Annotated in this window: 21 protein-coding genes, 1 tRNA gene and 1 pseudogene; 16 read left to right on the top strand and 7 right to left on the bottom strand. The window is 68.2% G+C overall.

Annotated features, from left to right (window positions below):
• The first annotated feature begins 2 nt into the window (after positions 1–2).
• The 8 genes and pseudogenes from sufC (at position 3) to E3U26_RS22645 (ending at position 6,983) form a co-directional block, all read left to right on the top strand.
• Positions 3–758, top strand: coding sequence for a Fe-S cluster assembly ATPase SufC (gene sufC, locus E3U26_RS22680; RefSeq protein ID WP_036756524.1), 756 nt, complete (start codon positions 3–5; stop codon positions 756–758).
• Positions 758–2,122 (top strand): SufB/SufD family protein, encoded by a 1,365-nt coding sequence (locus E3U26_RS22675; RefSeq protein WP_449043209.1) that lies wholly within the window; start codon positions 758–760, stop codon positions 2,120–2,122. The genes sufC and E3U26_RS22675 overlap by 1 nt, the downstream gene beginning before the upstream one ends.
• Complete coding sequence (locus E3U26_RS22670; RefSeq protein WP_036756525.1) at positions 2,119–2,607, top strand: hypothetical protein; 489 nt, start codon at positions 2,119–2,121, stop codon at positions 2,605–2,607. The genes E3U26_RS22675 and E3U26_RS22670 overlap by 4 nt, the downstream gene beginning before the upstream one ends.
• Entirely contained in the window at positions 2,604–3,191 is a 588-nt protein-coding gene (locus tag E3U26_RS22665) for a YIP1 family protein (RefSeq protein WP_036756528.1), read from the top strand. The genes E3U26_RS22670 and E3U26_RS22665 overlap by 4 nt, the downstream gene beginning before the upstream one ends.
• Positions 3,188–4,399, top strand: a complete 1,212-nt coding sequence (locus E3U26_RS22660) for a cysteine desulfurase (RefSeq protein WP_036756531.1) — start codon at positions 3,188–3,190, stop codon at positions 4,397–4,399. Before E3U26_RS22665 ends, E3U26_RS22660 begins: the two co-directional genes overlap by 4 nt.
• A gap of 177 nt (positions 4,400–4,576) precedes the next feature.
• Positions 4,577–6,199, top strand: a complete 1,623-nt coding sequence (locus E3U26_RS22655) for a tetrathionate reductase family octaheme c-type cytochrome (RefSeq protein WP_499106714.1) — start codon at positions 4,577–4,579, stop codon at positions 6,197–6,199.
• Positions 6,192–6,853 (top strand): annotated as a pseudogene (locus E3U26_RS22650) (cytochrome b/b6 domain-containing protein). The gene E3U26_RS22655 and the pseudogene E3U26_RS22650 overlap by 8 nt, the downstream one beginning before the upstream one ends.
• 53 nt (positions 6,854–6,906) lie before the next feature.
• Positions 6,907–6,983: transfer RNA gene (locus E3U26_RS22645), tRNA-Arg, on the top strand.
• Between the two features lie 190 nt (positions 6,984–7,173).
• Here the strand turns inward: E3U26_RS22645 and E3U26_RS22640 are convergent.
• Positions 7,174–8,133, bottom strand: a complete 960-nt coding sequence (locus tag E3U26_RS22640; protein ID WP_181820458.1) for an asparaginase — start codon at positions 8,131–8,133, stop codon at positions 7,174–7,176.
• A gap of 209 nt (positions 8,134–8,342) precedes the next feature.
• A complete protein-coding gene (locus E3U26_RS22635) occupies positions 8,343–9,056 on the bottom strand; it encodes a FadR/GntR family transcriptional regulator (protein WP_036756542.1) in 714 nt (237 codons plus the stop codon).
• Between the two features lie 369 nt (positions 9,057–9,425).
• Between E3U26_RS22635 and E3U26_RS22630 the strand changes: the two genes are divergently transcribed.
• On the top strand, positions 9,426–10,616 hold the full coding sequence (locus tag E3U26_RS22630; RefSeq protein WP_499106712.1) for a multidrug effflux MFS transporter: 1,191 nt from the start codon (positions 9,426–9,428) through the stop codon (positions 10,614–10,616).
• Between the two features lie 224 nt (positions 10,617–10,840).
• Here E3U26_RS22630 and E3U26_RS22625 read toward each other — a convergent pair whose 3' ends face one another.
• A complete protein-coding gene (locus E3U26_RS22625) occupies positions 10,841–11,545 on the bottom strand; it encodes a helix-turn-helix domain-containing protein (RefSeq protein ID WP_499106711.1) in 705 nt (234 codons plus the stop codon).
• A 273-nt stretch (positions 11,546–11,818) separates the two neighbouring features.
• Here E3U26_RS22625 and E3U26_RS22620 point away from each other — a divergent pair, with 273 nt between their 5' ends.
• The 7 genes from E3U26_RS22620 to E3U26_RS22590 are packed head-to-tail and all read left to right on the top strand — an operon-like array spanning position 11,819 to position 22,534.
• On the top strand, positions 11,819–14,536 hold the full coding sequence (locus tag E3U26_RS22620; protein WP_499106709.1) for a nitrate/nitrite transporter: 2,718 nt from the start codon (positions 11,819–11,821) through the stop codon (positions 14,534–14,536).
• A gap of 14 nt (positions 14,537–14,550) precedes the next feature.
• Positions 14,551–18,300, top strand: coding sequence for a nitrate reductase subunit alpha (locus E3U26_RS22615; protein WP_499106708.1), 3,750 nt, complete (start codon positions 14,551–14,553; stop codon positions 18,298–18,300).
• Complete coding sequence (gene narH, locus E3U26_RS22610; protein ID WP_036756557.1) at positions 18,297–19,814, top strand: nitrate reductase subunit beta; 1,518 nt, start codon at positions 18,297–18,299, stop codon at positions 19,812–19,814. The genes E3U26_RS22615 and narH overlap by 4 nt, the downstream gene beginning before the upstream one ends.
• On the top strand, positions 19,811–20,500 hold the full coding sequence (gene narJ / locus E3U26_RS22605) for a nitrate reductase molybdenum cofactor assembly chaperone (protein WP_499106707.1): 690 nt from the start codon (positions 19,811–19,813) through the stop codon (positions 20,498–20,500). The genes narH and narJ overlap by 4 nt, the downstream gene beginning before the upstream one ends.
• A 10-nt stretch (positions 20,501–20,510) precedes the next feature.
• Positions 20,511–21,212 (top strand): respiratory nitrate reductase subunit gamma, encoded by a 702-nt coding sequence (gene narI, locus E3U26_RS22600; RefSeq protein ID WP_499106705.1) that lies wholly within the window; start codon positions 20,511–20,513, stop codon positions 21,210–21,212.
• A gap of 6 nt (positions 21,213–21,218) precedes the next feature.
• Positions 21,219–22,022, top strand: a complete 804-nt coding sequence (locus tag E3U26_RS22595) for a peptidylprolyl isomerase (RefSeq protein ID WP_499106703.1) — start codon at positions 21,219–21,221, stop codon at positions 22,020–22,022.
• Positions 22,022–22,534, top strand: coding sequence for a DUF2478 domain-containing protein (locus E3U26_RS22590; protein WP_036756566.1), 513 nt, complete (start codon positions 22,022–22,024; stop codon positions 22,532–22,534). Before E3U26_RS22595 ends, E3U26_RS22590 begins: the two co-directional genes overlap by 1 nt.
• Positions 22,535–22,628: 94 nt before the next feature.
• On the opposite strand, the gene E3U26_RS22585 is transcribed toward E3U26_RS22590, so the two are convergent.
• The 4 genes from E3U26_RS22585 to ubiT are packed head-to-tail and all read right to left on the bottom strand — an operon-like array spanning position 22,629 to position 26,286.
• On the bottom strand, positions 22,629–23,843 hold the full coding sequence (locus E3U26_RS22585; protein ID WP_499106702.1) for an NnrS family protein: 1,215 nt from the start codon (positions 23,841–23,843) through the stop codon (positions 22,629–22,631).
• A 24-nt stretch (positions 23,844–23,867) separates the two neighbouring features.
• On the bottom strand, positions 23,868–24,758 hold the full coding sequence (gene ubiV, locus E3U26_RS22580; RefSeq protein WP_072463080.1) for a ubiquinone anaerobic biosynthesis protein UbiV: 891 nt from the start codon (positions 24,756–24,758) through the stop codon (positions 23,868–23,870).
• Between the two features lie 2 nt (positions 24,759–24,760).
• Positions 24,761–25,753 carry a ubiquinone anaerobic biosynthesis protein UbiU gene (gene ubiU / locus E3U26_RS22575; RefSeq protein WP_036756575.1) on the bottom strand — a complete coding sequence of 331 codons (993 nt, stop codon included), beginning with the start codon at positions 25,751–25,753 and terminating at the stop codon, positions 24,761–24,763.
• Entirely contained in the window at positions 25,753–26,286 is a 534-nt protein-coding gene (ubiT, locus tag E3U26_RS22570) for an SCP2 sterol-binding domain-containing protein (RefSeq protein ID WP_499106701.1), read from the bottom strand. Before ubiT ends, ubiU begins: the two co-directional genes overlap by 1 nt.
• Positions 26,287–26,353: the final 67 nt, after the last annotated feature.

The raw sequence follows: 26,353 nt of genomic DNA, 5'->3' as shown, positions 1-26,353 counted from the left end.
CCATGCTGGAAATCAAGAACCTGCACGTCAAGCTTGAGGATGAGGACAAGCAGATCCTCAAGGGCGTCGATCTGACCGTCCCGGCTGGCGAGGTCCATGCCATCATGGGGCCGAACGGCTCGGGCAAGTCCACGCTGTCCTATGTGCTGTCGGGTCGCGACGGCTATGAAGTCACCGGCGGCGAGGCCACGCTGGACGGCGAGAGCCTGCTGGAGATGGAGCCCGAGGAACGCGCCGCCGCCGGCCTGTTCCTGGCCTTCCAATACCCGGTCGAGATCCCCGGCGTGGGCAACATGACCTTCCTGCGCACCGCGGTGAACGCGCAGCGCAAGGCGCGCGGCGAGGAAGAGCTGTCCTCGGCCGATTTCCTCAAGCTGATCCGCCAGAAGGCGGCGACGCTGAAGATCGACAGCGAGATGCTGAAGCGCGCGGTCAACGTCGGCTTCTCGGGCGGCGAGAAGAAGCGCAACGAGATCCTGCAGATGGCCATGCTCGAGCCGCGCATGTGCATCCTGGACGAGACCGATTCCGGCCTTGACGTGGACGCGATGCGGCTGGTGGCCGAGGGCGTGAACGCCCTGCGCAGCCCCGACCGCAGCTTCCTGGTCATCACCCATTACCAGCGGCTTCTGGACCATATCCGGCCCGACGTGGTGCATATCATGGCCGACGGCCGCATCGTGCGCACCGGCGGCCCCGAACTGGCGCTGGAGGTCGAGCAGAACGGCTACGGCGATCTGCTGGCGGAGGTCGGATGATGGCGGACACGGCTGTTCTTGCCGCGCAGGTGCCCACGGTCGAGGGCAAGGCCCGTCCCGGCGATGCCGCGCTTGCGGCGCGCCTGGACGCGCTGGACCTGCCGCGCGGCGGCTTTACCCGCGCCGCGCGCGAGGATGCGGCGCAGCGGCTGGAGGCCATGGGCCTGCCCGGCGCGCGCGACGAATACTGGCGCTATACCGATCCCGCGCCCTTCAACGCGGCCCGGCCGCAGCCGGTCGAGCTGGCGGCGGATGAAACCACCCTGTTCACCGGCATCGACCGGCTGAACCTGGTCTTCGTGGACGGGCGCTTCGACGCCGAGGCCTCGGACGCGCTTGCGGCCGAGGGGGTGCAGGTCGAAAGCCTGGCCGCCGCCGATGCCGGGGCGGATCACTGGGCGGCCGGGCTTTACGGCCGGCTGGAAGCCGCGGGCCAGGTGCCGGTCAAGCGGCCCTTCGCCGCGCTGAACACGCTGGTCGCCGCCGAGGGCGTGCTGATCCGCGTCACCGGCAAGGTCGAGCGTCCGGTGCATATCACCTATCGCCGCTCGGCGGCGGATGCCGACGTGCATCTGCACCACCTCGTCCAGCTGGAGGAGGGGGCCGAGCTGACGCTGCTGGAAACCGGCTCGATCGGCGCGCGCTCGAACGTGGTGATCGAGGCCGACCTGGGCCGGGGCGCCCGCTTCCATCACATCAGCGCCAAGCGCGCCAACGATCCCAAGCTGGGGCTGGGCCATATCTTTGCCCGCGTCGCTGCCGAGGCGCTGTTCAAGTCCTTCACGCTTTCGGTCAACGGCTCGATGATGCGCAACGAGGCGGTGATCGACATCGCCGGCGACGATGCCGTGGCCCATATCGCCGCCGCCGTGCTGGGCGACGGCGACATCGGCCGCTTCCACCATGACGACACCGTCTTCGTCACCCATGCCGCCGAGCGCTGCGAAAGCCGCCAGGTGTTCAAGAAGGTGCTGAAGAACGGGGCCGAGGGCATCTTCCAGGGCAAGATCCTGGTCAAGCCCGGCGCGCAAAAGACCGACGGCTACCAGATCAGCCAGGGGCTTTTGCTGGACGAGGGCAGCCAGTTCCTCGCCAAGCCGGAACTCGAGATCTATGCCGACGACGTGAAATGCTCGCATGGCTCGACCACCGGCGCGCTGGACGAGACGGCGCTGTTCTACCTGCGCTCGCGCGGGGTGCCCAAGGAGCGCGCCATCGTGCTGCTGGTGCTGTCCTTCCTGGCCGATGCGCTGGACGAGATCGAGGACCAGCGGCTGCGCGACGACATCCTGGGCCGGCTGGAAGACTGGCTGACGGCGCGCGCGGGCAATCCGGGCAAGGCGGCCAGTCCGGGCAAGGCATGAGCCGGGCCGGCATCGTCCCGCGCATCCTGGAAAGCTGGTGGGCGCCGGGCAGGGTAGTTAGGTCCCTGCGCGGCATGCCCGACCGGGCGCTGATCGTCGTGCTGATGGCGGCGATGCTGATCTTTCTGATCGCGCAGGCGCCGGGCCATGCGCGGGATGCGCAGCTCATGCCCGAGGTGCCGCTGGGCGCGCGCATGGGCGGGGCGCTGCTGGCGGTGATGTTCATGATGCCGCTGCTGGCCTATGGGCTGGCGGCGCTCGTTTCGGCGCTGTCGCGGCTGACGCCCTGGCCGGTCGCGCCGCAGGATTCGCGGCTGGCGCTGTTCTGGGCCTTGCTGGCGGTGGCGCCGGCGATGCTGCTGGCGGGGCTGACCGCCGGGCTGGTCGGCCCCGGTGCGGCGCTTGGCGTGACGCGGGCGGTGGCGGGGCTCGGCTTTCTCGTGATATGGGGCGCGGGATTGCGCGCATTGGCGGGGAACGGATGAAACTGGGCGATCTTGGCGATCTGATGGTCCTGACCCTGCGCGACCCCGATGCGGCGGTCGCGGTGCTGCGCGGGCTGGACCTGCCGATGGCGACGCGCTGGATGGTGCTGCTGCTGGCGGTGACGCTGTCCACGCTGCTGGCCGCGCTGTCGCTGCTGCTGTTCCCAATCGAGGTGGACAACCCCGTCTCGCGCATGCTTTCCGAACCGATGACGCTGGCCGGCATCCAGCTGGGCGCCATGGCGCTGTCGGCGCTGTTCGTGGCCCAGATCGGCCGGCTGTTCGGCGGGCATGGCACGTTCGCCGATGCGCTGCTGATCGTCGGCTGGGTCGAGCTGATGCTGGTCGGGCTGCAGGCGGTGCAGGTGGTGATGATGGCGCTGTTCCCGGCCACCGCCACGCTGCTGTCCATGCTGGCCTTTGGCCTTTTCCTCTATCTTGCCGTGACCATGACCAAGGCGCTGCACGGGTTCACCAGCACCGGCAAGGTGGTCGTGGGCCTGATCGGCAGCATTTTCCTGCTTGGCTTCGTGCTGTCGCTGATCGCGGCGGCATTCGGCATCGTCCCCGAGGTGACACCATGAGCTTCGACGTCGAAAAGATCCGTGCCGATTTCCCGATCCTGTCGCGGCAGGTGAACGGCCGGCCGCTGGTCTACCTGGACAATGGCGCCTCGGCGCAAAAGCCGCGCGTGGTGATCGACGCCATCACCCGCGCCTATGAGGCGGAATATGCCAATGTCCATCGCGGCTTGCATTTCCTGTCCAACCTCGCGACCGAGAATTACGAGCGGGTGCGCGCCATCATCGCCCGCTTCCTGAACGCCCCGCGCGAGGACGAGGTGATCTTCACCTCGGGCGCGACCGAGGGGATCAACCTGGTCTCCTATGGCTGGGCCGCGCCGCGGCTGGGGCCGGGCGACGAGATCGTGCTGTCGGTGCTGGAGCATCACGCCAATATCGTGCCCTGGCACTTCCTGCGCGAACGCCAGGGCGTGGCGCTGAAATGGGTCGAGCCCGAGCCCGACGGCTCGCTGCCGCCCGAAAAGGTGCTGGCGGCGGTGGGACCGCGCACCCGGCTGATCGCCGTCACCCATATGTCGAACGTGACCGGCACCGTGGTCGATGTCGGCGCCATCGCGCGGGCGACCGACGTGCCGGTGCTGGCCGACGGGTCGCAGGCCGCCGTGCATATGCCGGTGGACCTGTCCACGCTGGGCGTCGATTTCTACTGCATCACCGGGCACAAGCTCTATGGCCCCTCGGGCTCTGGCGCGATCTGGATCCGGGCCGAGCGCCAGGCCGAGATGCGCCCCTTCATGGGCGGCGGCGACATGATCCGCACCGTCACCCGCGACGGCGTGGATTACGCCGACCCGCCGCTGCGCTTCGAGGCGGGCACCCCCGGCATCGCCAACCAGATTGGCCTGGGCGCGGCGCTGGAATACCTGATGGCGCTTGGCATGGAGAACATCGCCGCGCATGAGCGCGACCTGCGCGACTATGCCCGCGAGCGGCTGCGCAGCCTGAACTGGCTGTCGGTGCAGGGCGACGCGGCCGAGAAGGGTGCGATCTTCTCGATGACGATGCAGGGCGCGCATGCCCATGACATCTCGACCATCCTCGACAAGCGCGGCATCGCGGTGCGGGCGGGAACGCATTGTGCCATGCCCCTGCTGGACTTCTTCGGCCTCAGCGCCACCGCGCGCGCCAGCTTTGCCATGTATAACACCCGCGCCGAGGTCGATGCGCTGGTGGACGGGCTGTCCTTCTGCCGGGAACTGTTCGCCTGATCCCTCCGGCGTAATATTCGTTCCTTCGTAGGCATGCGTCAATTTGCGGCGGCGCCCGATTCTGGCGGCGTTGTGCCGGCATTGCTAGACTGCATTCAGGAAGCGCGCTCTCTTCGGCCGTAGCGAACCGGCCGATCCTTGGGAGGAAGAGGGCAAATGCCACCGACAAACCGGGCCATGCGTTTGCTCGCATGGGCCTTTTGGGTCGCGGCCGCGATGGCCGCGCCGGCGCAGGCGCAGGAGGCGCCTGCCGTTCCGGGCAGCGGCAGCACCGCCGACCATTCGAAATTTCCGGCGCTGAAGGGGCCTTTCTCATCGGGGCCGGAAGTCACCCAGGCCTGCCTGTCCTGCCATACCGAGGCCGGCGACCAGGTCATGCACACGCTGCACTGGACATGGGACTATACCCATGCCGAAACCGGGCAGAAGCTGGGAAAATCCAGCGTCATCAATTCGTTTTGCGGCAATGTCGGCTCGAACGAGGCGCGCTGCACATCCTGCCACGCCGGCTATGGCTGGACCGACGTGCGCCAGCCGCCCCCCTCGGACCCGGCGCGGGTGGATTGCCTGGCCTGCCATGACCGTTCCGGCCAATATACCAAGCTCGACAACATGGCGGGCCACCCGCCGCTCGAGCCGGTGCCCGCCGGGGCCAAGACCATCACCGGCGCCGATGCCAGGCCGGTCGATCTGGCGCGGGCGGCGCAATCGGTGGGCGCGCCGGGACGCGACAATTGCGGCAACTGCCATTTCTACGGCGGCGGCGGCGACAACGTGAAGCATGGCGACCTGTCCTCGGCGCTGATCCGGCCGGACCTGGCGACCGATGTGCATATGTCGCCCGAAGGCGGCAATTTCACCTGCCAGACCTGCCATGTCACCGAGGACCACCGCGTCGCCGGCTCGCGCTATGCCGTCGAGGCCAAGGACATCGTCGATGCCCATCTGCTGGGCCAGCCGCGCGATGCCGCGACCTGCGAAAGCTGCCACGGCAACCGGCCCCATGCCGCGACGCCGACGGGGATGAAGCTGAACGACCATACCGACCGCGTCGCCTGCCAGACCTGCCACATTCCGTCCTTTGCCCGCGGCGGCGTCGCGACCAAGACGCTGTGGGACTGGTCGACCGCCGGCAAGCTCAAGGACGGCAAGCCCTTCGCCGAGGAAGAGTTCACCCAGTCCGACGGCCAGCACCTGCATACCTACCTGTCCACCAAGGGCAATTTCGAATGGGCCGAGAACGTGGTGCCCTTCTATGGCTGGTTCAACGGCACGGTCGAATACACCACCGCCGAGACGGTCTTCGATCCGTCGCTGCCGGTCGAGATCAACCGGCTCGAGGGTTCGGCCGCCGACCCGGATGCGCGGATCTGGCCCTTCAAGCAGATGGTCGGCCGCCAGGCCTTCGACACCGAGCGCAACGTGCTTCTGCACAGCCAGGTCTATGGCCCGCAGACCGACACCGCCTTCTGGACGAATTTCGACTGGTCCAAGGCGCTGCAGGCGGCGGCGCATTACATGGGCACGGATTATTCCGGGAAGTTCGATTTCGTCGACACGCAGATGTATTGGCCGATCACCCATATGGTCGCGCCGGCCGAGGATGCGCTGAAATGCGGTGCCTGCCACCGGCCGGAAGGCCGCATGGCCGGAATCACCGGCGTCTATATTCCCGGCACCGGCCTGCCGCCGGGCGGGATCATCGGGCTGGCCCTGCTGGCGATGGCGGTCGCGGGCGTGGCCGGGCACGGGCTTCTGCGCCTGCTTGGCAGGAAGGGAAAGGGGGCGCATCATGGCTGAGCGCAAGGTTCTGGTCTATACCCGCTTCAACCGGCTGTGGCACTGGAGCCAGGCGGCCTCGATCCTGGTCCTGCTGTTCACCGGGCTGCGGATCATGGGGCTGCACGGGGTTCTGACCTTCGGCCTGGCGGTGACGATCCATTCCGTCGTCGCGGTGGCGCTGATGCTGCTCTGGGCCTTCACCGCCTTCTGGCTGCTGACGACCGGGACGTGGCGACAGTTCGCGCCGCGCCGCGCCGCGCCGGGCTGTGGCAGGTCGCGCGCTTCTATGCCTGGGGGGTGTTCCGCGGCGAGGAGCACCCCTATCGCAAGGTGCTGCGGCGCCGGCACAACCCCTTGCAGGCGCTGGCCTATCTGGCGTTGAAGGTGCTGCTGTTCCCGGCGGTGTTTCTCAGCGGCATTGCCTATCTGGGCTATGGCTTGTGGGACGATCTCGACCCGTCGGGCTGGGCGATCTGGGCGGTGGCCAACATCCACATCCTGACCGCCTTTGCGATCGGCAGCTTCGTGGTGGCGCATGTCTATCTGCTGACCGTCGGCCACGGCTTTCGCGAGCATGTGAAGCCGATGCTGACCGGGTTCGAGACCGTCGACCTGACGCCCGAGCAGGAAGCCTATCTGGCCGCCGAGGAACCCCGGCGCCTGAAGCCCTGACCGGCGATTTGCCATTGCGGGGGCCGGTCCGATCGGCTATGGACCGGCCTGAGGCACCCGTAGCTCAGCTGGATAGAGTGTCGCCCTCCGAAGGCGAAGGTCACAGGTTCGAATCCTGTCGGGTGCGCCATTTCCCCGAACCACCACCGGAACATCGGCCGCTTGGGACGTTCCTGCCGGGCTTGGACCAACCAGCACGGTTCCCCTGCATCGGCTGCGCGGGAAAGGCCCGCCGCGGCGCGATTCGTTGGCGGGTGGGCAGAGGCTTCCATCCGCCAAGATCAGCGGCGTGGCGTCAGCCACGAGCTGCGCGGCCGGGCTCAGGTCGTTGCGGCTTCCGGTGCGGTTTCGAAGGCGCGGGCGATCTCGGCCTCGGGGCAGCCATTGGCCAGCATCGCCGCCAGCAGGATGCGCGCCTGGCCGGGGCGCAGCAGCCGGGCATGGATGGCGCCCGCACGACGCATGTCATGGCCGCCGCCGCCGCCGCCATAGATCGGCGACAGCAGCCCCTCGGGCACCCGGCTGGAGACCACCACCACCACGCCCTGCGCCCGTGCCCGCGCAATGGCGGCGACCAGTTCGGGCGTGGCATTGCCCGATCCCAGCGCCGAGATCACGATGCCCCGCGCCCCGGCGGCCAGGCTGGCCTCGAGATGCAGCCCGTCGCTGCCGGGATGGGTGGCGACGATGTCGACGCGCAGGCCGTCGACCGGGGCGGGCAGGGGCCGGGTGACGCTGGGGCCTTCCTCGGCCACGCGGCGAAAGGCGTCCGGCGCGTCCGAGGCGAATTTGTAAAGCCCCCAGACCGGCAGCAGCCGGCCGCCGAAGGCCAGGACCACGCCCCCCTGGCCGGGCGGCTGCAGGGCCGCGCGGACGGCATCGGCCAGGTTGCGCGCCCCGTCCGAACGCGGGTGGTCCGAGGCGAATTGCGCCCCCGTGAACACCACCGGCTTGCGCGGCGCATGCTGCAATTGCACCAGAAGCGCGGTTTCCTCCATCGCGTCGGTGCCGTGCAGGGCGATGACGCCGGCGATGCCGGGGTCGGCCAGCTGGGCCGCCACCGCGTCGCTGATGCGCTGCATGTCGGCCAGCGTCAGGCTGGCGGAATCCTTGGCCAGCACTTCTTGCGGGCGCAGGTCGGCCGCCATCGGCGGCAGCATCGCCAAAAGATCCGCCGCCCCCAGGCTGGGGCTGGCGGCGCCGTTCGTGTCCCGGCTGCTGGCGATGGTGCCGCCGGTGGCAAGCACCGCCAGCAGCGGAATCCGTCCGGTCCCGGTCACGACACGAACTGCATGGTTGCGCAATCCCTCCCTTGCAGAACTGCGGCCGGCTTGGGCGGGCCCGGCCTGCCGCGATCTGTCTGACAGCTTGCGATAAACACAGCCGCCGCCGGGGTCAAGCCCGGCCGGTCGCCCGCACCCTGCGTAATCTTGCGCGGCCGGGGGCGAAGCGGGTGGATCATTGCCGCGGCGGGCCTGCCACCGCAAGATCAGGAATTGGCCGGGCGCTGGCTGATGATCCAGGTCATTGCCTGTTCGACCTCGTCGAGATGGTCGCGCATGGCGGTGCGCGCCTCGGTCTCGGATCCCGCGGCGATCGCCTCGGCGATGCGGCGGTGTTCCAGGTTCGAGGTGATGCGCCGATCCGCCATCAGGTTCACCAGTTCGGACTGCCGCATCAGCGCGTCGCGGGAATCGGTGACGATGCGGGCGAACAGCCGGTTGCGGGCGGCCTCGGCGATCAGGCAGTGGAAATCGGAATCCAGCCGCACCCATTTCAGCGCATCCTCCTGTCGCTCCATGCTGTCGCAAAGCTGCAAGAGCCGGGCCATGTCCTCGTCGCTGCGGCGCAGGGCGGCCCAGCCGGCGGCGGGGATCTCGATGAAGGGGCGGGCCTCGATCAGCTCGCGCGCCGAATAATTGCCATAGGCAAGCTCCGGCGCCTGCCGGTCCGAGATGACGAAGCTGCCGCTGCCGCTGCGGCTGCGGGTCAGGCCCAGCGTCTGCAGCGAGCGCATGGCCTCGCGGATGATCGGGCGGCTGACGCCGTAATGCTCGGCCAGCTTGGCCTCGGAGGGCAGCCGGATGCCGACCGGCAAGCGGCCGGCCAGTATCGCGCCTCGCAGATCCTCGAACACCGTCTCGGCGGCGTTTTTCCGACTGACCGGGCTCTTATGGGACAACCAATCAGCCACCTTGTTCATGGCGCCAATGTTGCATGTCAGGCGCACCTGTCAAGACGTGCTGTCGGGGAACCGTCTACCAGTACAGAATGGCGGCGCCGAGCAGCCCGGCCAGGCCGGCGATCTGCGCCATGAAAATCAGGTGATAGATCCTCATCCGCGTCGCTCCGCGTCCAGAATCCGGGGAAATCGTTTCTCATCCTGCCGGGGGCCGCGGATTTTTGGAAGCCGGATTCCGGGCGCGGTGAACATTTATCAACTCTGCCCGCCCGGCCCGTGCGGGGTTGCACCCGCTGCTGCGGTATGGCAGTCAGGGCCGGCGGCGGCGAACGACCCTTGGCGCGATTCTGCGCCCGCATTTCCCATATCCGAACAGCTACAGGTTTTCCGATGCGTGATCCCCTGTTCCGCATGGCCCTGCTTCTTGGCCTGCTTTCCGCCGTCGGTCCCTTTGCGATCGACATGTATCTGCCCGCCCTGCCGCAGGTGGCCAGCGACCTTGGCACCACCGAGGCCGGGGCGGCGCTGACCCTGACCTCGTATTTCATCGTCTTCGGCTTTGCGCAGATGATCTATGGGCCCATGGCCGATGCGGTCGGGCGCAAGAAGCCGCTGGTGATCGGCGTGGCGATCTTTCTGGCCGCCACCGTCGCGGCCAGCCTGGCGCCGACCATCGGCTGGCTGATCGCCGCCCGCGCCTTGCAGGGGCTGGGCGCGGCCACGCTGATGGCGGTGCCGCGCGCGGTGATCCGCGACATGGCGACCGGCCCCGCGGCGGCCAGGATGATGGCGGCGATCATGATCGTGATCTCGGTCTCGCCCATGCTGGCGCCGCTGACCGGATCGGCGGTGATGGCCTGGGGCGGCTGGCGCGAGATCTTCGCCGTGCTGGCCGCGGCCGCCTTGCTGAGCCTGGGGCTGATCCTGTTCGTGCTGCCCGAGACCCTGCCGGCCGAGCGGCGCCGGCCGGTGCGGCTGGCGGCCATGACGGCCGGGGCGCGGCGGCTGCTGTCCGACCGCCGCTTTCTGGGGCTGACCATGATCGGCGGCTTCGGCATGGCCAGCTTCTTCGTGTTCCTGGCCTCGGCGAGCTTCGTCTATACCCGGCAATACGGGCTCAGCCCGACCGGCTTCTCGCTGGCCTTCGCGGTGAATGCGGTGGGCTTCTTCACCGCCTCGCAATTCGCCGGCCGGCTGGCCGAGCGCTTCGGGATGGAGCGGGTGATCTCGCTGGCCATCACCGGCTTTGCCGGGCTGTCGCTGGCGCTGTCCCTGGTGGTGCTGGCGGGGTTCGACGCGCTGGCGGTGGTCATCGCCGGGCTGTTTGTGGCCAATGCCTGCCTGGGGCTGGTCATGCCGACGGCCATGGTCATGTCGCTGGACCCGCATCCCGACATCGCCGGGCTCGCCTCGTCGCTGGGCGGCACGCTGCAGATGCTGACGGGCGGGCTGATGATCGCCGTGACCGGGCCGTTCCTGGACAATACCGCGGCGACCATGGTGCCGGCGATCACGCTTTGCGCGGCCCTTGCCTGGGCGGCGGCCGCGGCCTCGCTGCCGCGGCTGCGGCTGCTGGCCTGACCTTCCCGGTCCCGCCCCAGCCTGCGCCGCGCCCTTGCGGGCGGGCAGGGCGCGCTCGGGCCGAAACCCGCATCATGGATCGCGCCGGCGGGCTGGCACGCTGGGCCGGCCCGCCGTGTCGCGCGCCAGCACCCGCTGCCTTTCGGTCGGGATCGGCGGAACCCATCCGCCGGCATATCCGGGCGCGGTCGGAGGGGCCGCCGCTTGCGCTCGGATCCCCGCCGTCAGGGAATGTTCAGCGCCGTGTCCAGCAGGGTGTTGGGCTGGACCAGCGCCTTCAGCGCGGCCGGGTCGGTAATGGTGACGCGCATGCCGTCGATATGCACGCCATGCTCGCGCAGCGCCTTGAAGGCGCGCGACAGGCTTTCCGGCGTCATGCCCAGGTAAGAGGCCAGCAGCCGCTTTTCCTGCGGCAGCACGAATCCCGCCACGCCGCCCGCGTCCTGCGACCGCTGCCACAGATAGGCGCCCAGCCTTTCGCGGGCATTGCGCAGCTTGAGGTTCTTGGCATGGCGCACCAGGTTGCGATAGCCCTCGGACAGTTCCTGCACCGTGGCCAGGGCGAAGCCGTGGTCGCGCGAAAAGGCCGCGCGCACGTCCACCGCCGGGATCAGCACGATGCGCGAGCGTTGCAGGGTGCGCGCCGACATCAGATAGGGCGCGTCGCGCATGCAGGCGGCCAGGATGAAGGTGGCGACCGGCTGGACCACGGCCATGGTGGTGTCGCGGTCCTGCCAGTTGGCGTAAAGCTCGACCGCGCCCTCCAGCACGACATGCAGGAAATTCGCCACCTCGCCCTGCCGGATCAGCTCCAGCTGGGCGGGAAACACCTGGTCGTAGGCCGCGTGGATCAGCGCGTCGAAGCACGGGCTGGTCATGTTGCGAAACAGCGGCAGGTTGCGGATGTCGTTGCGGTCCTCTTCGCGCATAAAGCTGTCCTGTCGGATGGGTCTGGAATCGCATATGACATAGCAAAAATCTTGATATTTGTCAATCAATGATGGCATATTTGTCATGAAATGACAGGGGGAATGACGGGTGCCGGATTGAGTATCCTCCAATCCTGACGGCGCAGAATCGAAATCCGGTCGGTTTCCGGGGTGCGGCTGGGCCAGGTTGATCCAGATCAAACATTGCCGCCGGGGTCCGTGTTGGGTGAGCGCCACAAACAGCGCGCGAACGTCCCAATCGGAGCATCCGCCATGCCGGACCCAAGTTCCTATTCCCCGATGCAGCAGCAAAAGGCGCTGTGGCTCAGCACCACCGCCTTCACGCTGTGCTTCGCCGTCTGGACGATCTTTTCCATCATCGGCATCACCATCAAGCAGGAACTCGGCCTGACCGAGTTCGAATATGGCGTGCTGATCGCCACGCCCATCCTGACCGGGTCGCTGATCCGGCTGATCCTGGGCGTCTGGACCGAACGCTATGGCGGGCGCCTGGTGTTCTCGTTGCAGATGCTGTTCACCGGCCTTGCCACCTGGGCGCTGACCTGGGCCGACAGCTATGCCACCTTCCTGCTGGCCGCGCTTGGCGTGGGCATGGCGGGGGGTTCCTTCATCATCGGCGTCGCCTATGTCTCGAAATGGTTCCCGGCCCAGCGCCAGGGGACCGCGCTTGGCATCTTCGGCATGGGCAATGTCGGCGCCGCGGTGACCAAGTTCATCGCGCCCTTCATCCTGGTGGCTTGGGGCTGGCAGGCGGTGGCGCAGATCTGGGCGGTGGGCATCGCGCTGATGGGCGTGGTCTTCCTGCTGGTCGCCCGCGACGATCCCGATTTCGAGGCGCGCCGCGCCCAGGGCATCGCCGCGCCGACCCTGGCCGAGCAGTTCGCGCCGCTCAGGAATCTGCAGGTCTGGCGCTTTGCGCTTTACTACTTCTTCGTCTTCGGCGGCTTCGTCGCCCTGGCGCTGTGGCTGCCGCATTACCTGACGCAGGTCTATGGCGTCGACCTGCGGGTGGCCGGCATGGCGGCGGCGGCCTTCAGCCTGTCGGCCAGCATCTTCCGCGCCTATGGCGGCATCCTGTCGGACCGTTTCGGCGCACGCACGGTGATGTATTGGACCTTCGGCTTCAGCGCGCTGTTCCTGTTCATGCTGTCCTATCCGCCGACCGACTATACCATCCGCGGCAAGGACGGGCTGATCTCGTTCTCGACCGAGATGGGGCTCTGGCCCTTCGTGGTGACGCTGTTTGCGCTGGGCTTCTTCATGAGCCTGGGCAAGGCCGCGATCTTCAAGCACATCCCGGTCTATTACCCGAACCACGTCGGCGCGGTCGGCGGGCTTGTCGGCATGATCGGCGGGCTGGGGGGCTTCGTTCTGCCCATCGTCTTCGGCGCGGCGCTGGACCTGACAGGGATCTGGACCTCGTGCTTTGCCCTGCTTTTGCTGATCGTCGTCGTCTCGATGGCCTGGATGCACCTGTCGATCCGCGCCATGGAGCGCCGCGCCCAGGGCCGCGCCCTGGACCGGCTGCCGAACTTTCCCGAACTGGCCGAGGTGCATGACCCCGAGCGCACGGTGATGCCGCGCGTGCTGGACGACTGGCGCCCCGAGAACCCGACCTTCTGGGCCGAAAAGGGCCGCAGGATCGCCCGGCGCAACCTGTGGATCTCGATCCCGGCGCTGACGCTGGCCTTCGCGGTCTGGATGGTGTGGTCGGTGGTCGTGGCCAAGCTGCCGCTGATCGGCTTCGACTTCACGCAGGACCAGCTGTTCTGGCTGGCGGCGCTGCCGGCGCTGTCGGGGGCCACGCTGCGCATCTTCTACAGCTTCATGGTGCCGATCTTCGGCGGGCGGCTGTGGACGACGCTGTCCACCGCCTCGCTGCTGATCCCGGCCATGGGCATCGGCTATGCGGTGCAGGATCCCGCGACGCCCTATGTGATCTTCGTGGCGCTGGCGCTGCTTTGCGGGCTGGGGGGCGCCAACTTCGCCTCGTCCATGGCCAATATCAGCTTCTTCTTCCCGAAATCGGAAAAGGGCAACGCCCTGGGGCTGAACGCGGGCCTGGGCAACCTGGGCGTGTCGCTGATGCAGTTCCTGGTGCCCATCGTCATCACCATGGGCGTCTTCGGCGCCATGGGCGGCGCGGCGCAGGAGCTTTCGGACGGCAGCCGGCTGTGGATGCAGAACGCGGGCTTCATCTGGGTGCCCTTCATCATCGCCTCGACCATCGCGGCATGGCTGGGCATGAACGACATCACCGACGCCCGCGCCAGCTTCCGCGAGCAGGCGGTGATCTTTACCCGGCTGCACAACTGGGTGATGTGCCTGCTCTATATCGGCACCTTCGGCAGCTTCATCGGCTATTCGGCGGGCTTCCCGCTGCTGATCAAGCTGGCCTTCCCCGACGTGAACGCGCTGCAATTCGTCTTCCTGGGGCCGCTGGTCGGCGCGCTCAGCCGGGCGGGGACGGGCTGGCTTTCCGACCGGGTCGGCGGCGGGCGCGTGACCTTCTGGGTCTTTGCCGGCATGATCGTGTCGGTGGGGCTGGTGATCGTTTCGCTCCAGGCGCTGTCCTTCTGGGGCTTCTTCGCGGGCTTCATGGCGCTGTTCTTCTTTACCGGGGTCGGCAATTCCTCGACCTTCCAGATGATCCCCGTCATCATGCGCAAGGAAGTCGCCCGGCTTGAGCCGCAGCTTTCCCCCGAGGACCGCCGCCGGCAGTCCGACCGCGAATCCGCCGCGATCATCGCCTTCACCAGCGCGATCGGCGCCTATGGCGGCTTCTTCATCCCCAAGGCTTACGGCAGCTCGATCGCGCTGACCGGATCGGCGTTGGGCGCGCTCTGGGCCTTCCTGGGCTTCTACGTGCTGTGCCTTGCCGTGACCTGGGTGTTCTACACCCGGCCGGGCGGGCTTTTGCACGACATCGAACGCGGCCGCGCCCCTGCCGGCGCCGCCACCCCTGCCTGACATAGGAGACAGCCATGAGCCATCTGCTGGACCGCCTGAACTTCCTGAAATCCACGCGCAAGGACGTGTTTTCGGAAGGGCATGGCCAGACCACGACCGAAAACCGCGACTGGGAGGACACCTATCGCGGGCGCTGGCGGCACGACAAGATCGTGCGCTCGACCCATGGGGTGAACTGCACCGGCTCCTGTTCCTGGAAGATCTATGTCAAATCCGGCATCGTCACCTGGGAAACGCAGCAGACCGACTATCCCCGCACCAGGCCGGACCTGCCCAACCACGAGCCGCGCGGTTGCGCGCGCGGCGCCTCCTACAGCTGGTATCTCTATTCCGCGAACCGGGTGAAGACGCCGCTGATCCGCGGCCGGCTGATGAAGCTCTGGCGCGAAAAGCGCCGGACCATGACCCCCATCGAGGCCTGGAGCGCGATCCAGGCCGACCCGCAGGCGCGCGAAAGCTATACCCGCATCCGCGGCAAGGGCGGCTTCGTGCGCGCGACCTGGGACGAGGCGACCGAGATCGTGGCCGCCGCCAATGCCTATACGGCGAAAACCTATGGACCCGACCGGGTCTTCGGCTTCTCGCCGATCCCGGCCATGTCGATGATCTCCTATGCGGCGGGCACGCGCTACCTGTCGCTCTTGGGCGGCACCTGCATGTCCTTCTATGACTGGTATTGCGACCTGCCGCCGGCCAGCCCGCAGACCTGGGGCGAACAGACCGACGTGCCGGAATCGGCGGATTGGTATAACGCGGGCTACCTGCTGCTCTGGGGCTCGAACGTGCCGCAGACCCGCACGCCCGACGCGCATTTCTATACCGAGGCGCGCTATCGCGGCACCAAGTCGGCGGTGATCTGCCCCGACTATTCCGAGGCGGCGAAGTTCGGCGACATCTGGCTGAACGCCAAGCAGGGCACCGACGCGGCGCTGGGCATGGCCTTCGGCCATGTCATCCTGCGCGAGTTCCACCTGGACCGGCAGGCCGAATATTTCGAGGATTACTGCCGGCGCTATTCCGACATGCCCATGCTGGTGCGGCTGGAGGAACAGGACGGCCGCCTGATCCCCGGCCGCCAGCTGCGCGCCAGCGATTTCGACGGCGCGCTGGACCAGGCGAACAACCCGGAATGGAAGACGGTCGCCATCGACGACGTGACCGGCCGCATCGTGGTCCCGAACGGCTCGGTCGGCTTCCGCTGGGGCGAGCAGGGGCGCTGGAACCTTGAGCAGAAGGCCGGCGAGGACGAGGTCCGGCTGAAGATGAGCCTGATCCTGGACGAGGATCGCGACGACGTGGTCGGCGTCGACTTCCCCTATTTCGGCGGCGCCGCGACCAATGGCTTCGCCGTCGACGACCGCGGCGCGGTGCTGACCCGCAACGTGCCGGTCAAGCGGCTCACCCTGGCCGATGGCCAGCAGGCGCTGGTCGCCACCGTCTTCGACCTGTTCTGCGCCAATTACAGCCTGGACCGGGGCCTGGGCGGCGAGAACGTCGCGCGCGACTATGACGCCGACGTGCCCTTTACCCCCGCCTGGGCCGAGCGCATCACCGGCGTGCGCCGCGACAAGATCATCCAGGTCGCGCGCGAATTCGCCGCCAATGCCGAAAAGACCAATGGGCGGTCGATGATCATCATCGGCGCGGCGATGAACCATTGGTTCCACATGGACATGAACTATCGCGCCGTCATCAACATGCTGGTGATGTGCGGCTGCGTCGGCCAGTCGGGCGGCGGCTGGGCGCATTACGTCGGCCAGGAAAAGCTGCGCCCGCAGACCGGCTGGACGGCGCTGGCATTCGCGCTGGACTGGGCGCGCCCGCCGCGGCACATGAACGCGACCTCGGCCTGGTATGCCCATACCGACCAATGGCGCTACGAGACGGTCAGCGCGCAGGAGATCCTGTCGCCGACCGCGCCGGCGGGCGACTGGAACCGGCTCAGCCTGATCGACTACAACATCCGCGCCGAGCGGATGGGCTGGCTGCCCTCGGCCCCGCAGCTGAGGACCAACCCGCTGGAGGTCGGCCGTGCCGCCAAGGCCGAAGGCATCCCCGCCAGGGATTACGTCGCGCGCGAGCTGAAGTCGGGCGATCTGCAGATGTCCTGCGAAGACCCCGACGCGCCCGAGAACTGGCCGAGGAACCTGTTCGTCTGGCGCTCGAACCTGCTCGGTTCCTCGGGCAAGGGGCATGAATATTTCCTCAAGCACCTCTTGGGCACCGATCATGGCGTGCAGGGTAAGGATCTGGGCCAGGAGGGCCGGCAGAAGCCGGTCGAGGCCGCCTGGCACGAGCAGGCGCCGGAGGGCAAGCTGGACCTGCTGGTGACGATCGACTTCCGCATGTCCACCACCGCCGTCTATGCCGACATCGTCCTGCCGACCGCAAGCTGGTATGAAAAGGACGACATGAACACCTCGGACATGCATCCGTTCATCCACCCGCTGCAAGCGGCGGTGGACCCGGCCTACGAGTCGAAATCCGACTGGGAGATCTTCAAGTCCATCGCCCGCAAGTTCTCGGAGATCGCGCCCGAGGTGCTGGGGGTCGAGACCGACGTGGTGCAGCTGCCCCTGCAGCACGACAGCGCCGGCGAGATCGCCCAGCCCTTCGTGCAGGACTGGAAGCTGGGCGAATGCGAGCTGATCCCCGGCAAGACCGCGCCCGCCTATATCGAGATCGAGCGCGACTATCCGAACCTCTACAAGCGCTTCACCGCGCTGGGCCCCTTGATGGAAAAGCTGGGCAACGGCGGCAAGGGCATCAGCTGGGACACCAAGGACGAGGTGCATCACCTGCAGGCGCTGAACGGCCGCGTGACCGAAGAGGGCGCGACCAAGGGCATGGCGCGGATCGAGACGGCGATCGACGCCGCCGAGGTGGTGCTGATGCTGGCGCCCGAAACCAATGGCGAGGTGGCGGTCAAGGCATGGGCCGCGCTCGGCCGCGCCACGGGCCGCGACCACGCCCATCTGGCCGAGGTCAAGGAGGACGAGAAGATCCGCTTCCGCGACATCGCCGCCCAGCCGCGCAAGATCATCTCGTCCCCCACCTGGTCCGGCATCGAAAGCGAGGAGGTCTGCTATAATGCCGGCTGGACCAACGTGCATGAGCTGATCCCGTGGCGCACCGTCTCGGGCCGCCAGCAGCTTTACCAGGACCACGAATGGATGCGCGCCTTTGGCGAAAGCTTCGTGACCTGGCGCCCGCCGGTGGACCTGAAGACCGTCGGCGCGGATGCGAGGAAGTCGCTGGCCGCGGGCGAAAAGCACGTGGTGCTGAACTTCATCACCCCGCACCAGAAATGGGGCATCCATTCGACCTATACCGACAACTTGCTGATGCTGACGCTGAACCGCGGCGGCCCGGTGGTGTGGATATCCGAGATCGACGCCAGGAAAGCCGGGCTGGTCGATAACGACTGGGTCGAGGTCTTCAACAGCAATGGCGTCATCACCGCCCGCGCGGTGGTCAGCCAGCGCATGAAGGAAGGCAGCATGTTCATGTATCACGCCCAGGAAAAGATCGTGAACACGCCCGGCAGCCAGATCACCAACCTGCGCGGCGGCATCCACAATTCGGTGACGCGCATCGTGCCCAAGCCTACCCACATGATCGGCGGCTATGCGCAACTGGCCTATGGCTTCAACTACTACGGCACCGTGGGGGCCAACCGCGACGAATTCGTCATCGTCCGCAAGATGAACAAGGTCGACTGGCTCGACCAGCCCGCAACCCAAAAGATGGAGGCAGCGGAATGAAAGTGCGTGCGCAAATCGGCATGGTGCTGAACCTGGACAAGTGTATCGGCTGCCATACCTGCTCGGTGACGTGCAAGAACGTCTGGACCTCGCGCGAAGGCGTCGAATACGCCTGGTTCAACAACGTCGAGACCAAGCCCGGCATCGGCTATCCCAAGGACTGGGAAAACCAGAAGCGCTGGAACGGCGGCTGGGTGCGGACCCGCTCGGGCCATCTGCGGCCCAAGCAGGGCGGCAAGTGGCGCATCCTGGCCAATATCTTTGCCAACCCCGACCTGCCCGAGATCGACGATTTCTACGAGCCCTTCGATTTCGACTACGACCACCTGAAATCGGCGCCCGAGATGCAGGCCTTCCCGACCGCAAGGCCGCGATCCAAGATCTCGGGCGAGCGGATGGAAAAGATCGAATGGGGCCCGAACTGGGAGGAGATCCTGGGCGGCGAGTTCGAGAAACGCAGCAAGGACTACAACTTCGAGGGCATCCAGAAGGACATCTACGGCGAATATGAAAACACCTTCATGATGTATCTGCCGAGGCTTTGCGAGCATTGCCTCAACCCGGCCTGCGTCGCCTCTTGCCCCTCGGGCGCGATCTACAAGCGCGAAGAGGACGGGGTGGTGCTGATCGACCAGGACAAGTGCCGGGGCTGGCGGATGTGCGTGTCCGGCTGCCCCTACAAGAAGATCTATTACAACTGGTCCACCGGGAAGTCGGAAAAATGCATCCTGTGCTATCCCCGGCTTGAATCGGGCCAGCCCACGGTCTGTTCGGAAACCTGCGTCGGCCGCATCCGCTACCTGGGGGTGATGCTTTACGACGCGGACAGGATCGCCGAGGCCGCGGCGGCGGAATCGGAAATGGACCTCTACGACGCGCAGCTGGGCGTCTTCCTGGACCCGAACGACCCCGAGGTGATCGCCGCCGCCCGCGCCGAGGGCGTGCCCGAGGACTGGATCCGCGGCGCGCAGCGCTCGCCGATCTGGAAGATGGCGATGGAATGGAAGATCGCCTTCCCGCTGCACCCGGAATATCGCACCCTGCCGATGGTCTGGTATGTCCCGCCGCTGTCGCCGATCCAGAACGCGGCCGAGGCGGGCAAGATCGCAGCGCAGGACGACATGCCCGACGTGCGCAGCCTGCGCATCCCGCTGCGCTACCTGGCCAACATGCTGACCGCGGGGGACGAGGCCCCGGTCGCCGCCGCGCTGGAGCGGATGCTGGCCATGCGCAGCTACATGCGTTCCAAGACGCTGGACGGGGTGGTGAACCTGGGCGTGGCCAAGCGCGTCGGCCTGACCCCGCACCAGATCGACGAGATGTATCAGCTGCTCGCCATCGCCAATTACGAGGACCGCTTCGTCATCCCGACCACGCATCGCGAGATCGTCGAGGACGCCTATGACCTGCGCGGCGGCTGCGGCTTTACCGACGGGCACGGCTGTTCGTCGGGCGACACCCCCTCGCTCTTCGGCGGCAAGAAGTTCCGCAGCCCGCAGGAGTTCATCGCATGAAAAGCTTCAAGGCCCTTTCCGCGCTGCTTTCCTATCCCAGCGAGGAGCTGATCGCGGCGCTGCCCGAAATCGACGCGGTGCTGCACGCCGAGGGGCTGCTTGGCCCCAAGCGCATGGAGGAAATCGCCCGGCTGCTGCAAGAGCTGCGCCAGGGCGACCTCTACGACCTGCAGGAACGCTATGTGCTGCTGTTCGACCGCTCGCGCAGCCTGTCGCTGAACCTGTTCGAGCATGTGCATGGCGAAAGCCGCGACCGCGGCGGCGCCATGGTCGATCTCTTGGAAACCTATCGCGCCGGCGGCTTCGACCTGGTCGGGCCGGAACTGCCCGACCACCTGCCGGTGCTGCTGGAATACCTGTCCACCCGGCCCTTGCCCGAGGCCGAGGCGCTGCTGGCCGATGCCGCCCATATTCTGGTCGCGCTGGCCGACCGGCTGACGCGGCGCGAAAGCGCCTATGCCGGCGTGCTGAGCGCGCTGGTGGCGCTGGTCGTGACCGAGCCGCCCGAACTGCCCGAGGAACTGGCCGCCGTTCCCGACGACGACCCCGAGGATCTGGCCGCGCTGGATGCCGTCTGGGAAGAGGCGCAAGTCACTTTCGGTCCCGACCCCAATGCCGGCTGCCCGGTCAGCCGCGACATCCTTGCCCGCATGGACGCCCCGCGCGTCGCGAACCCGGCGCAATGAGGAGGAGCAGATGAACAATTTCCTTTTCGGGATCTATCCCTATATCGCCATCACGGTGATGATCCTCGGCTCGATCATCCGCTATGACCAGGATCCGTTCAGCTGGAAATCCAAGTCCAGCCAGATCCTGCGGCGGCGGCAATTCGTCATCGGCTCGGTCCTGTTCCATGTCGGCGTGCTGGTGATCTTCTTCGGCCATCTGGTCGGGCTTCTGACCCCGATCGCGGTGTTCGACGCCTTCGGCATCAGCCATGGCGCCAAGCAGGTGCTGGCGATGACCGCCGGCGGCATTGCCGGGGTCATGGCGCTGGTGGGCGGCGGGATGCTGCTGCATCGCCGGCTGACCGACCCGCGGGTGCGCGCCCATACGACGCTGGCCGATACCGGCATCCTGGCCCTGCTGGTCGCCCAGCTGGTGCTGGGGCTTGCGACCATCCTGGTCTCGATGCAGCACCTGGACGGGCACGAGATGACGCGGCTGATGTCCTGGGCGCAGGGCATCGTCTATTTCCGCTCGGGCGCGGCGGATCACCTGATGGGCGTGCATTGGCTCTTCAAGCTGCATATCCTGCTGGGGCTGACCATCTTCCTGCTGTTCCCGTTCACGCGGCTGGTCCACATGATCTCGGCCCCCGTGCGCTACCTGTGGCGGCCGGGCTACCAGATCGTGCGGACCAAGCGTTACCCGGCCAAGCGCCACCCGGCGGAGTAAGCGGCGATGGAGGTGAAACCGCTCTTGCCGCCCGTCGTCGTGAACGGCGTGACTCTGGACCCCGGCCGCATCGCGGCCGAGGCGCAGAACCACCCCGCGCCCAAGGGCAAGCCCGGCCATGCCTGGCGCGCCGCCGCGCGGGCACTGGCGGTGCGCGAGCTTCTGCTGCAGGAAGCCCGCGCCCAAGGCATCGCGGCCGAACCGGCCGAGCTTGCCCCCGGCCAGTGGGAGACCGAGGACGAGGCCGCGATCCGCGCCCTGCTGGACCAGAAGATCCGGCCCGCGCCCGCCGACGAGGCGGCGTTGGCCGCGCATTACGCCGCCCATCCCGAACAGTTCCGCGCCCCCTCGCTTTTCGAGGCGGCGCATATCCTGTTCGCCGCCGCCCCCGACGATGCCGAGGCCCGTGCCCAGGCGCGGGCCGGGGCCGAGGCGGTGCTGGCCCAGTTGCGCGCCCAGCCGCGCCGCTTTGCCGAACTGGCGGCCGAGTTGAGCGCCTGTTCTTCCAAGAATGCCGGCGGGGTTCTGGGGCAGCTGACCTCGGGCGATACCGTCCCCGAGTTCGAGGCCGTGCTGGCCACGATGGAGGAAGGCGCGCTGGCCCTGGCCGAAACCCGCTATGGCCTGCATGTCGTCCGCCTGGATGCGCGCGGGCAGGGCGCGGTGCTGCCGTTCCAGGCCGTGCTGCCGCAATTGCGCCAGGCGCATGACAAGGCGGCCTGGCTGCGCGCCAGCCGCGACTACCTGGACGGGCTGGTCGCCGGGGCCGAGATCTCGGGCGTTTCCTTCGACCAGGAAAGGCGGGCGTGATGCAACTGGCCTATGTCAGCCTGCCCGGCCGCGGCGCGAACGACCGCTTCCTTGCCGCCCTTGCCGGGGCGGCGCAGGCGGCGGGGCTGCGGCTGGCCGGGACGGTGCAGACCAACCCCGAGCGCGAGGGCCGCGTCAAATGCGACATGGACCTGCGCGTGCTGCCCGACGGCCCGGTGCTGCGCATCAGCGAGGATCGCGGCAACGGTGCGCGCGGCTGCCGGCTGGACGCCGGCGTGCTGGAGGCGGCGGTGCTGGGCGTCGCCGCCGCGCTGCCCGGCGCCGACCTGCTGCTGGTCAACAAGTTCGGCAAGCAGGAATCCGAGGGCCGCGGCTTTGCGCCCCTGATCGCCGAGGCACTGTCGCGCGGCATCCCGGTGCTGGCCGGGGTGAACGGGCTGAACCTGCCGGCGTTCCAGGCCTTTGCAGACGGGCTCGCCATGCCGCTTCCCGCCGATCAGGCGGCGGTCATGGGCTGGTGCCAGCGGGCCTGCCGGCTGCAGCCCGCCTGACCTGCAAGGCCGCCAAGGCCCCCAAAGCCCCCAAGGCTCATGCAACGAAAAAGGCCCGGTCGTCGCGACCGGGCCTTTCTTTTCGTGATGCGCTTCAGGCTGTCCGCCTTGCGCCCGAGACCGGCTTTTTCGCCACGCGCGGCCGCGCCAGCACCGGCAGGTAGAGCAGGGCGAAGCCGCCGAAGGCCAGAACCCACAGCGTCCCCGACAGGTGCAGCAGCCAGACCTGCGCCGGCAGCACCCCGGCCAGCAGCCGCAGCACCACCGAGGCGGCGAGCGCCAGGTAAAGCGCCGTGGTGCCGCGCCCGGCATGCAGCGCCCGCCCGCTATGGCCCAGGCTCGCCCGGCTCATCACCGCCAGCGTCATCAGCCCGATGGCGCCGGCCAGCCAGACATGCCGCGCCGGTGCCGCCGCCATCAGGCCCAGGCCCGCCGCCGCCTCGGCCCAGAAGCCGAGCGCCAGGAAGCCATAGGCCAGGTGCAGCACCCAAAGCAGCGGCTCGGCCCCGGTCCGCGCGCCCTGCCAGCGCGCCAGCCGCCACAGATGCGCCGCGCCGCAGGCCAGCATCAGCCAGGGCATGGCCCGGCCGTCGGGCAGGGCGACGAAGCCCGCCAGCGTCACCCCGGTCAGCCCCAGCACCAGCCCGTCGCCGCGGCCGAAGGGCGCCGGCAGTTGCTGCGCCCCCCGCGCCGCCAGCCAGTTGCGGGTAAAGCTGGGGATGATGCGCCCGCCGATCAGCGCGATCAGCATCAGGCCCGCGGCCAGGCCCAGCCGCATCCCCATGCCCTCGAAGGCCGCGTCGCCGCGGGCGGCCTCGACATGGAACAGCGCGTTGCCGGCGGCGAACAGCCCCAGCAGCGCCAGAACCGGCAGGTTGCGCCAGTTCCGGCCATGCAGGATCTCGCGCGCCAGGAAGGCCAGCAGCATGAGCCCGCAGGCCAGATCGGCCAGCAGGACCACGCGCCAGTCGAGCAGCGCCGAGACCCCGACCGCGGCCCGGCCCAGAAGCCACAGCCCGACCAGCCCGGCCAGGGGCGCCCCCATCACCGGCAGCCGCCCGGTCCAGTTCGGCACCGCGGTCAGCAGGAAGCCGGCGATGACCCCGCCGAGATAGCCGTAAAGGAATTCATGGGCGTGCCAGCTGAACGGGTCGAAGGCCAGGGGCAGGATCTCGGCCCCCGCCAGCATGGCCACCCAGATCGCCATGGCCAGCGCCGCCCAGAGCGCCGAGATCAGGAAGAAGGCGCGGAAGCCGTGGCTCAGCAGCACCGGCCCGCGATAGTTGCGCATGCGTTCCGAGGTGGACATCGCGCGTCTCCGTCAAAGATGGGGTCATGGGCAGGGGGCGGCGCCGGGGCGCGCCTCCAGGAACCCTTGGGCAAAGATGGCGCCGGGCTGGATGCGGCGCAAGCCGGCCAGCGCGTCCTGCGGCGAAAGCCCGCTTTCCAGCAGTTGGGCGTAAAGCCGGGTCACGGCCGCGAAATCGCCCGGCTGCGGCGAAAGCCGCAGCGCGGCGACGCCGGCATCGCGCAGGGCATCGGCCTGACCCGCGACGCTCATATGCGTATAGCTCAGCGTCTGCACGCCGTTCACGGTCAGGAAGGGCTGGCCCTCCAGCGTCTCGACCGTGCGGCCGTCGGGATCCTCGGCGCAGACGAACTGGCAGCTGTCCTTGGCGCGGTCGTGCAGCCGCGCGTGATAGCAGCGCCCCGAGATCGCCAGCGGCGCCCGGCCATGGCCCCAGACCTCGACCGCGACGCCGGCGTCCTGCCCGGCGCGGGCCAGCTGCGCCACCGATTCCAGCGGCAGCTCGGGCGGCAGGCAGATGCGCTGCGCGCCTTTCGCGGCCAGCCATTCCAGCGTGCCCTCGTTATAGACGTTGACCGTCGGGCCGACCCAGAAGGGGGCGCCCTCGGGCAGGTGCTGGAGCGCGGTCAGGTCGGCGATCTCGACCGGCAGGCCCGAGGCGAACAGTTCGGCCGTCTGCCGCCGCTCGCGCTTGAGCGTGATCAGCGTCAGCGTGGAAAGCGCCACCTCCTTGCCCGCGGCCTGCAGCACCTCGACCGCGGCGGGGATCTCGTGCTGCCAGAACGGCAGGCGCTTCGAACAGACCCATTCGCCGATCACCACCCGCTGAACGGGGGTATCGGCCAGCGTCCGGTAAAAGGCGCGGACCTGCTCCGCGCTCCAGAAAAAGGCGATGGGGCCGACGGTCAGGTCCATGGTCATCTCCAGGTCTTGGCATAGGCGCCGGTGGTCGCGGCCTGGCCCTCGGTCAGCCGCGCAAGCAGTCCCTCGGGCATGGGCGCGCCCTGGTCGGCGGCCTCGACGGCGGCGCGGAAGGCGCGCACCACCTGCGCCACATAGGCGCGAGAGCGTTGCCGCCCCTCGATCTTCAATGCGCTGACCCCGGCTTTCTGCAGCGCCGGGATCAGCCGGGTCGCGTCCAGGCTGACCGGATCCTCGAAGATATGGCCGGTCTGGCCGCCGCCCTTGCCGTCGGGCGAGCTGAAGCAGCCCTTGCACAGCGTCGGATAGGGCACCGGCATCCCCTTGGGCGTGCGGTGGATCAGGAAATCGCCCAGCCGCGCCTCGTGATTGCCGGCGACATCGGCGTAGGCGACGTGGCTCGCGGGCGAGCAGACGCCGTTCATGTTCGGCGACAGCCCGGTGGCATAGGAGGACAGCGAACAGCGCCCCTCGGCCATGACGCAGAGCCCGCCAAAGACGAAGACCTCGGTTTCCACCTCGATCTCGCGGTTGATGGCGGTGATCTCCTCGACCGACAGCACGCGGGGCAGCACGACTCGGCGAATGCCGAAGGTTTCGGCATAGAAGTTGATCGCGTCGGGATTGGCGGCGGCGGCCTGCACCGACAGGTGCAGCCGCAGGCCGGGATGGGCCTCGGCGGCATGCGCGATCAGGCCTAGGTCGGCCAGGATCACCGCATCCGCCCCCAGCCGGGCGGCGTCGCCGACGGCGCGGTGCCACAGCGCCTGGTCGCCGGCGCGCGGGAAGGTGTTGATCGCCACCAGCACATGCGCGCCGCGGGCATGGGCATAGGCGATGCCCTCGGCCAGTTCCTCGCGGCTGAAGTTCAGGCCGGGGAAGTTGCGGGCATTGGTTTCGTCGGCAAAGCCGCAATAGACCGTATGCGCCCCCGCATCGACCGCGGCGCGCAGGGCCGCCGGGGTTCCGGCCGGGCAGACCAGCTCCATCATGGCATCACCTCTTGTCGGGACAGGACCAGCCCGCTTCTGCGCGCGACCAGCGCCGAGCCGCGGCGCAGCCAGCGCCCCAGCGGCCGGCCGGTCAGCGCCGCCAGTTCCTCGGTCAGGTCCAGCTCGGCATCGTCCAGCGCATTGCGCAGCGCCAGAACCGCCGAGGTATCGCCGCCGATCTGCAGCTCGCCGGAAAAGAACAGCGCATCGCCGTCCTCGGCGCCATGCAGCATGGCGAGGAAGGCCGCCAGCCCGCCCCGGATCGCGGCGTCATGCTCGGGCTCGGGGGCATGGCGCGGATGGGCGGTCAGTCGCTGCGCCTGGGGCTGCATCAGCAGCAGGAACGGCCCGTCGCTGACATCAAGCAGGAAGCGCGCCTGGCCATAGGGACCAAGGCGCGACAGGATCGCCGGGTTCTTCGCGGCGATCCGGCGCAGGAACGCCGTCAGCGCCAGGCCAAGGGCCGGGCGGGAAAGCGGCGGGGGCGGAAGCCGCATCAGCAGCGGCGGCAGGGTGGGGCGCTGGGTCATGTTCCGGGTCTAGGCCGCCCAATCGGCGCTGTGATTGATATTCGTCAAATCAGCCGCGGAAATTCCC

Source organism: Paracoccus ferrooxidans (genome assembly GCF_029909815.1).
In the GTDB taxonomy this organism is placed as follows: Bacteria; Pseudomonadota; Alphaproteobacteria; order Rhodobacterales; family Rhodobacteraceae; genus Paracoccus; species Paracoccus versutus.
This window is presented reverse-complemented; position numbering and strand designations above follow the sequence as displayed.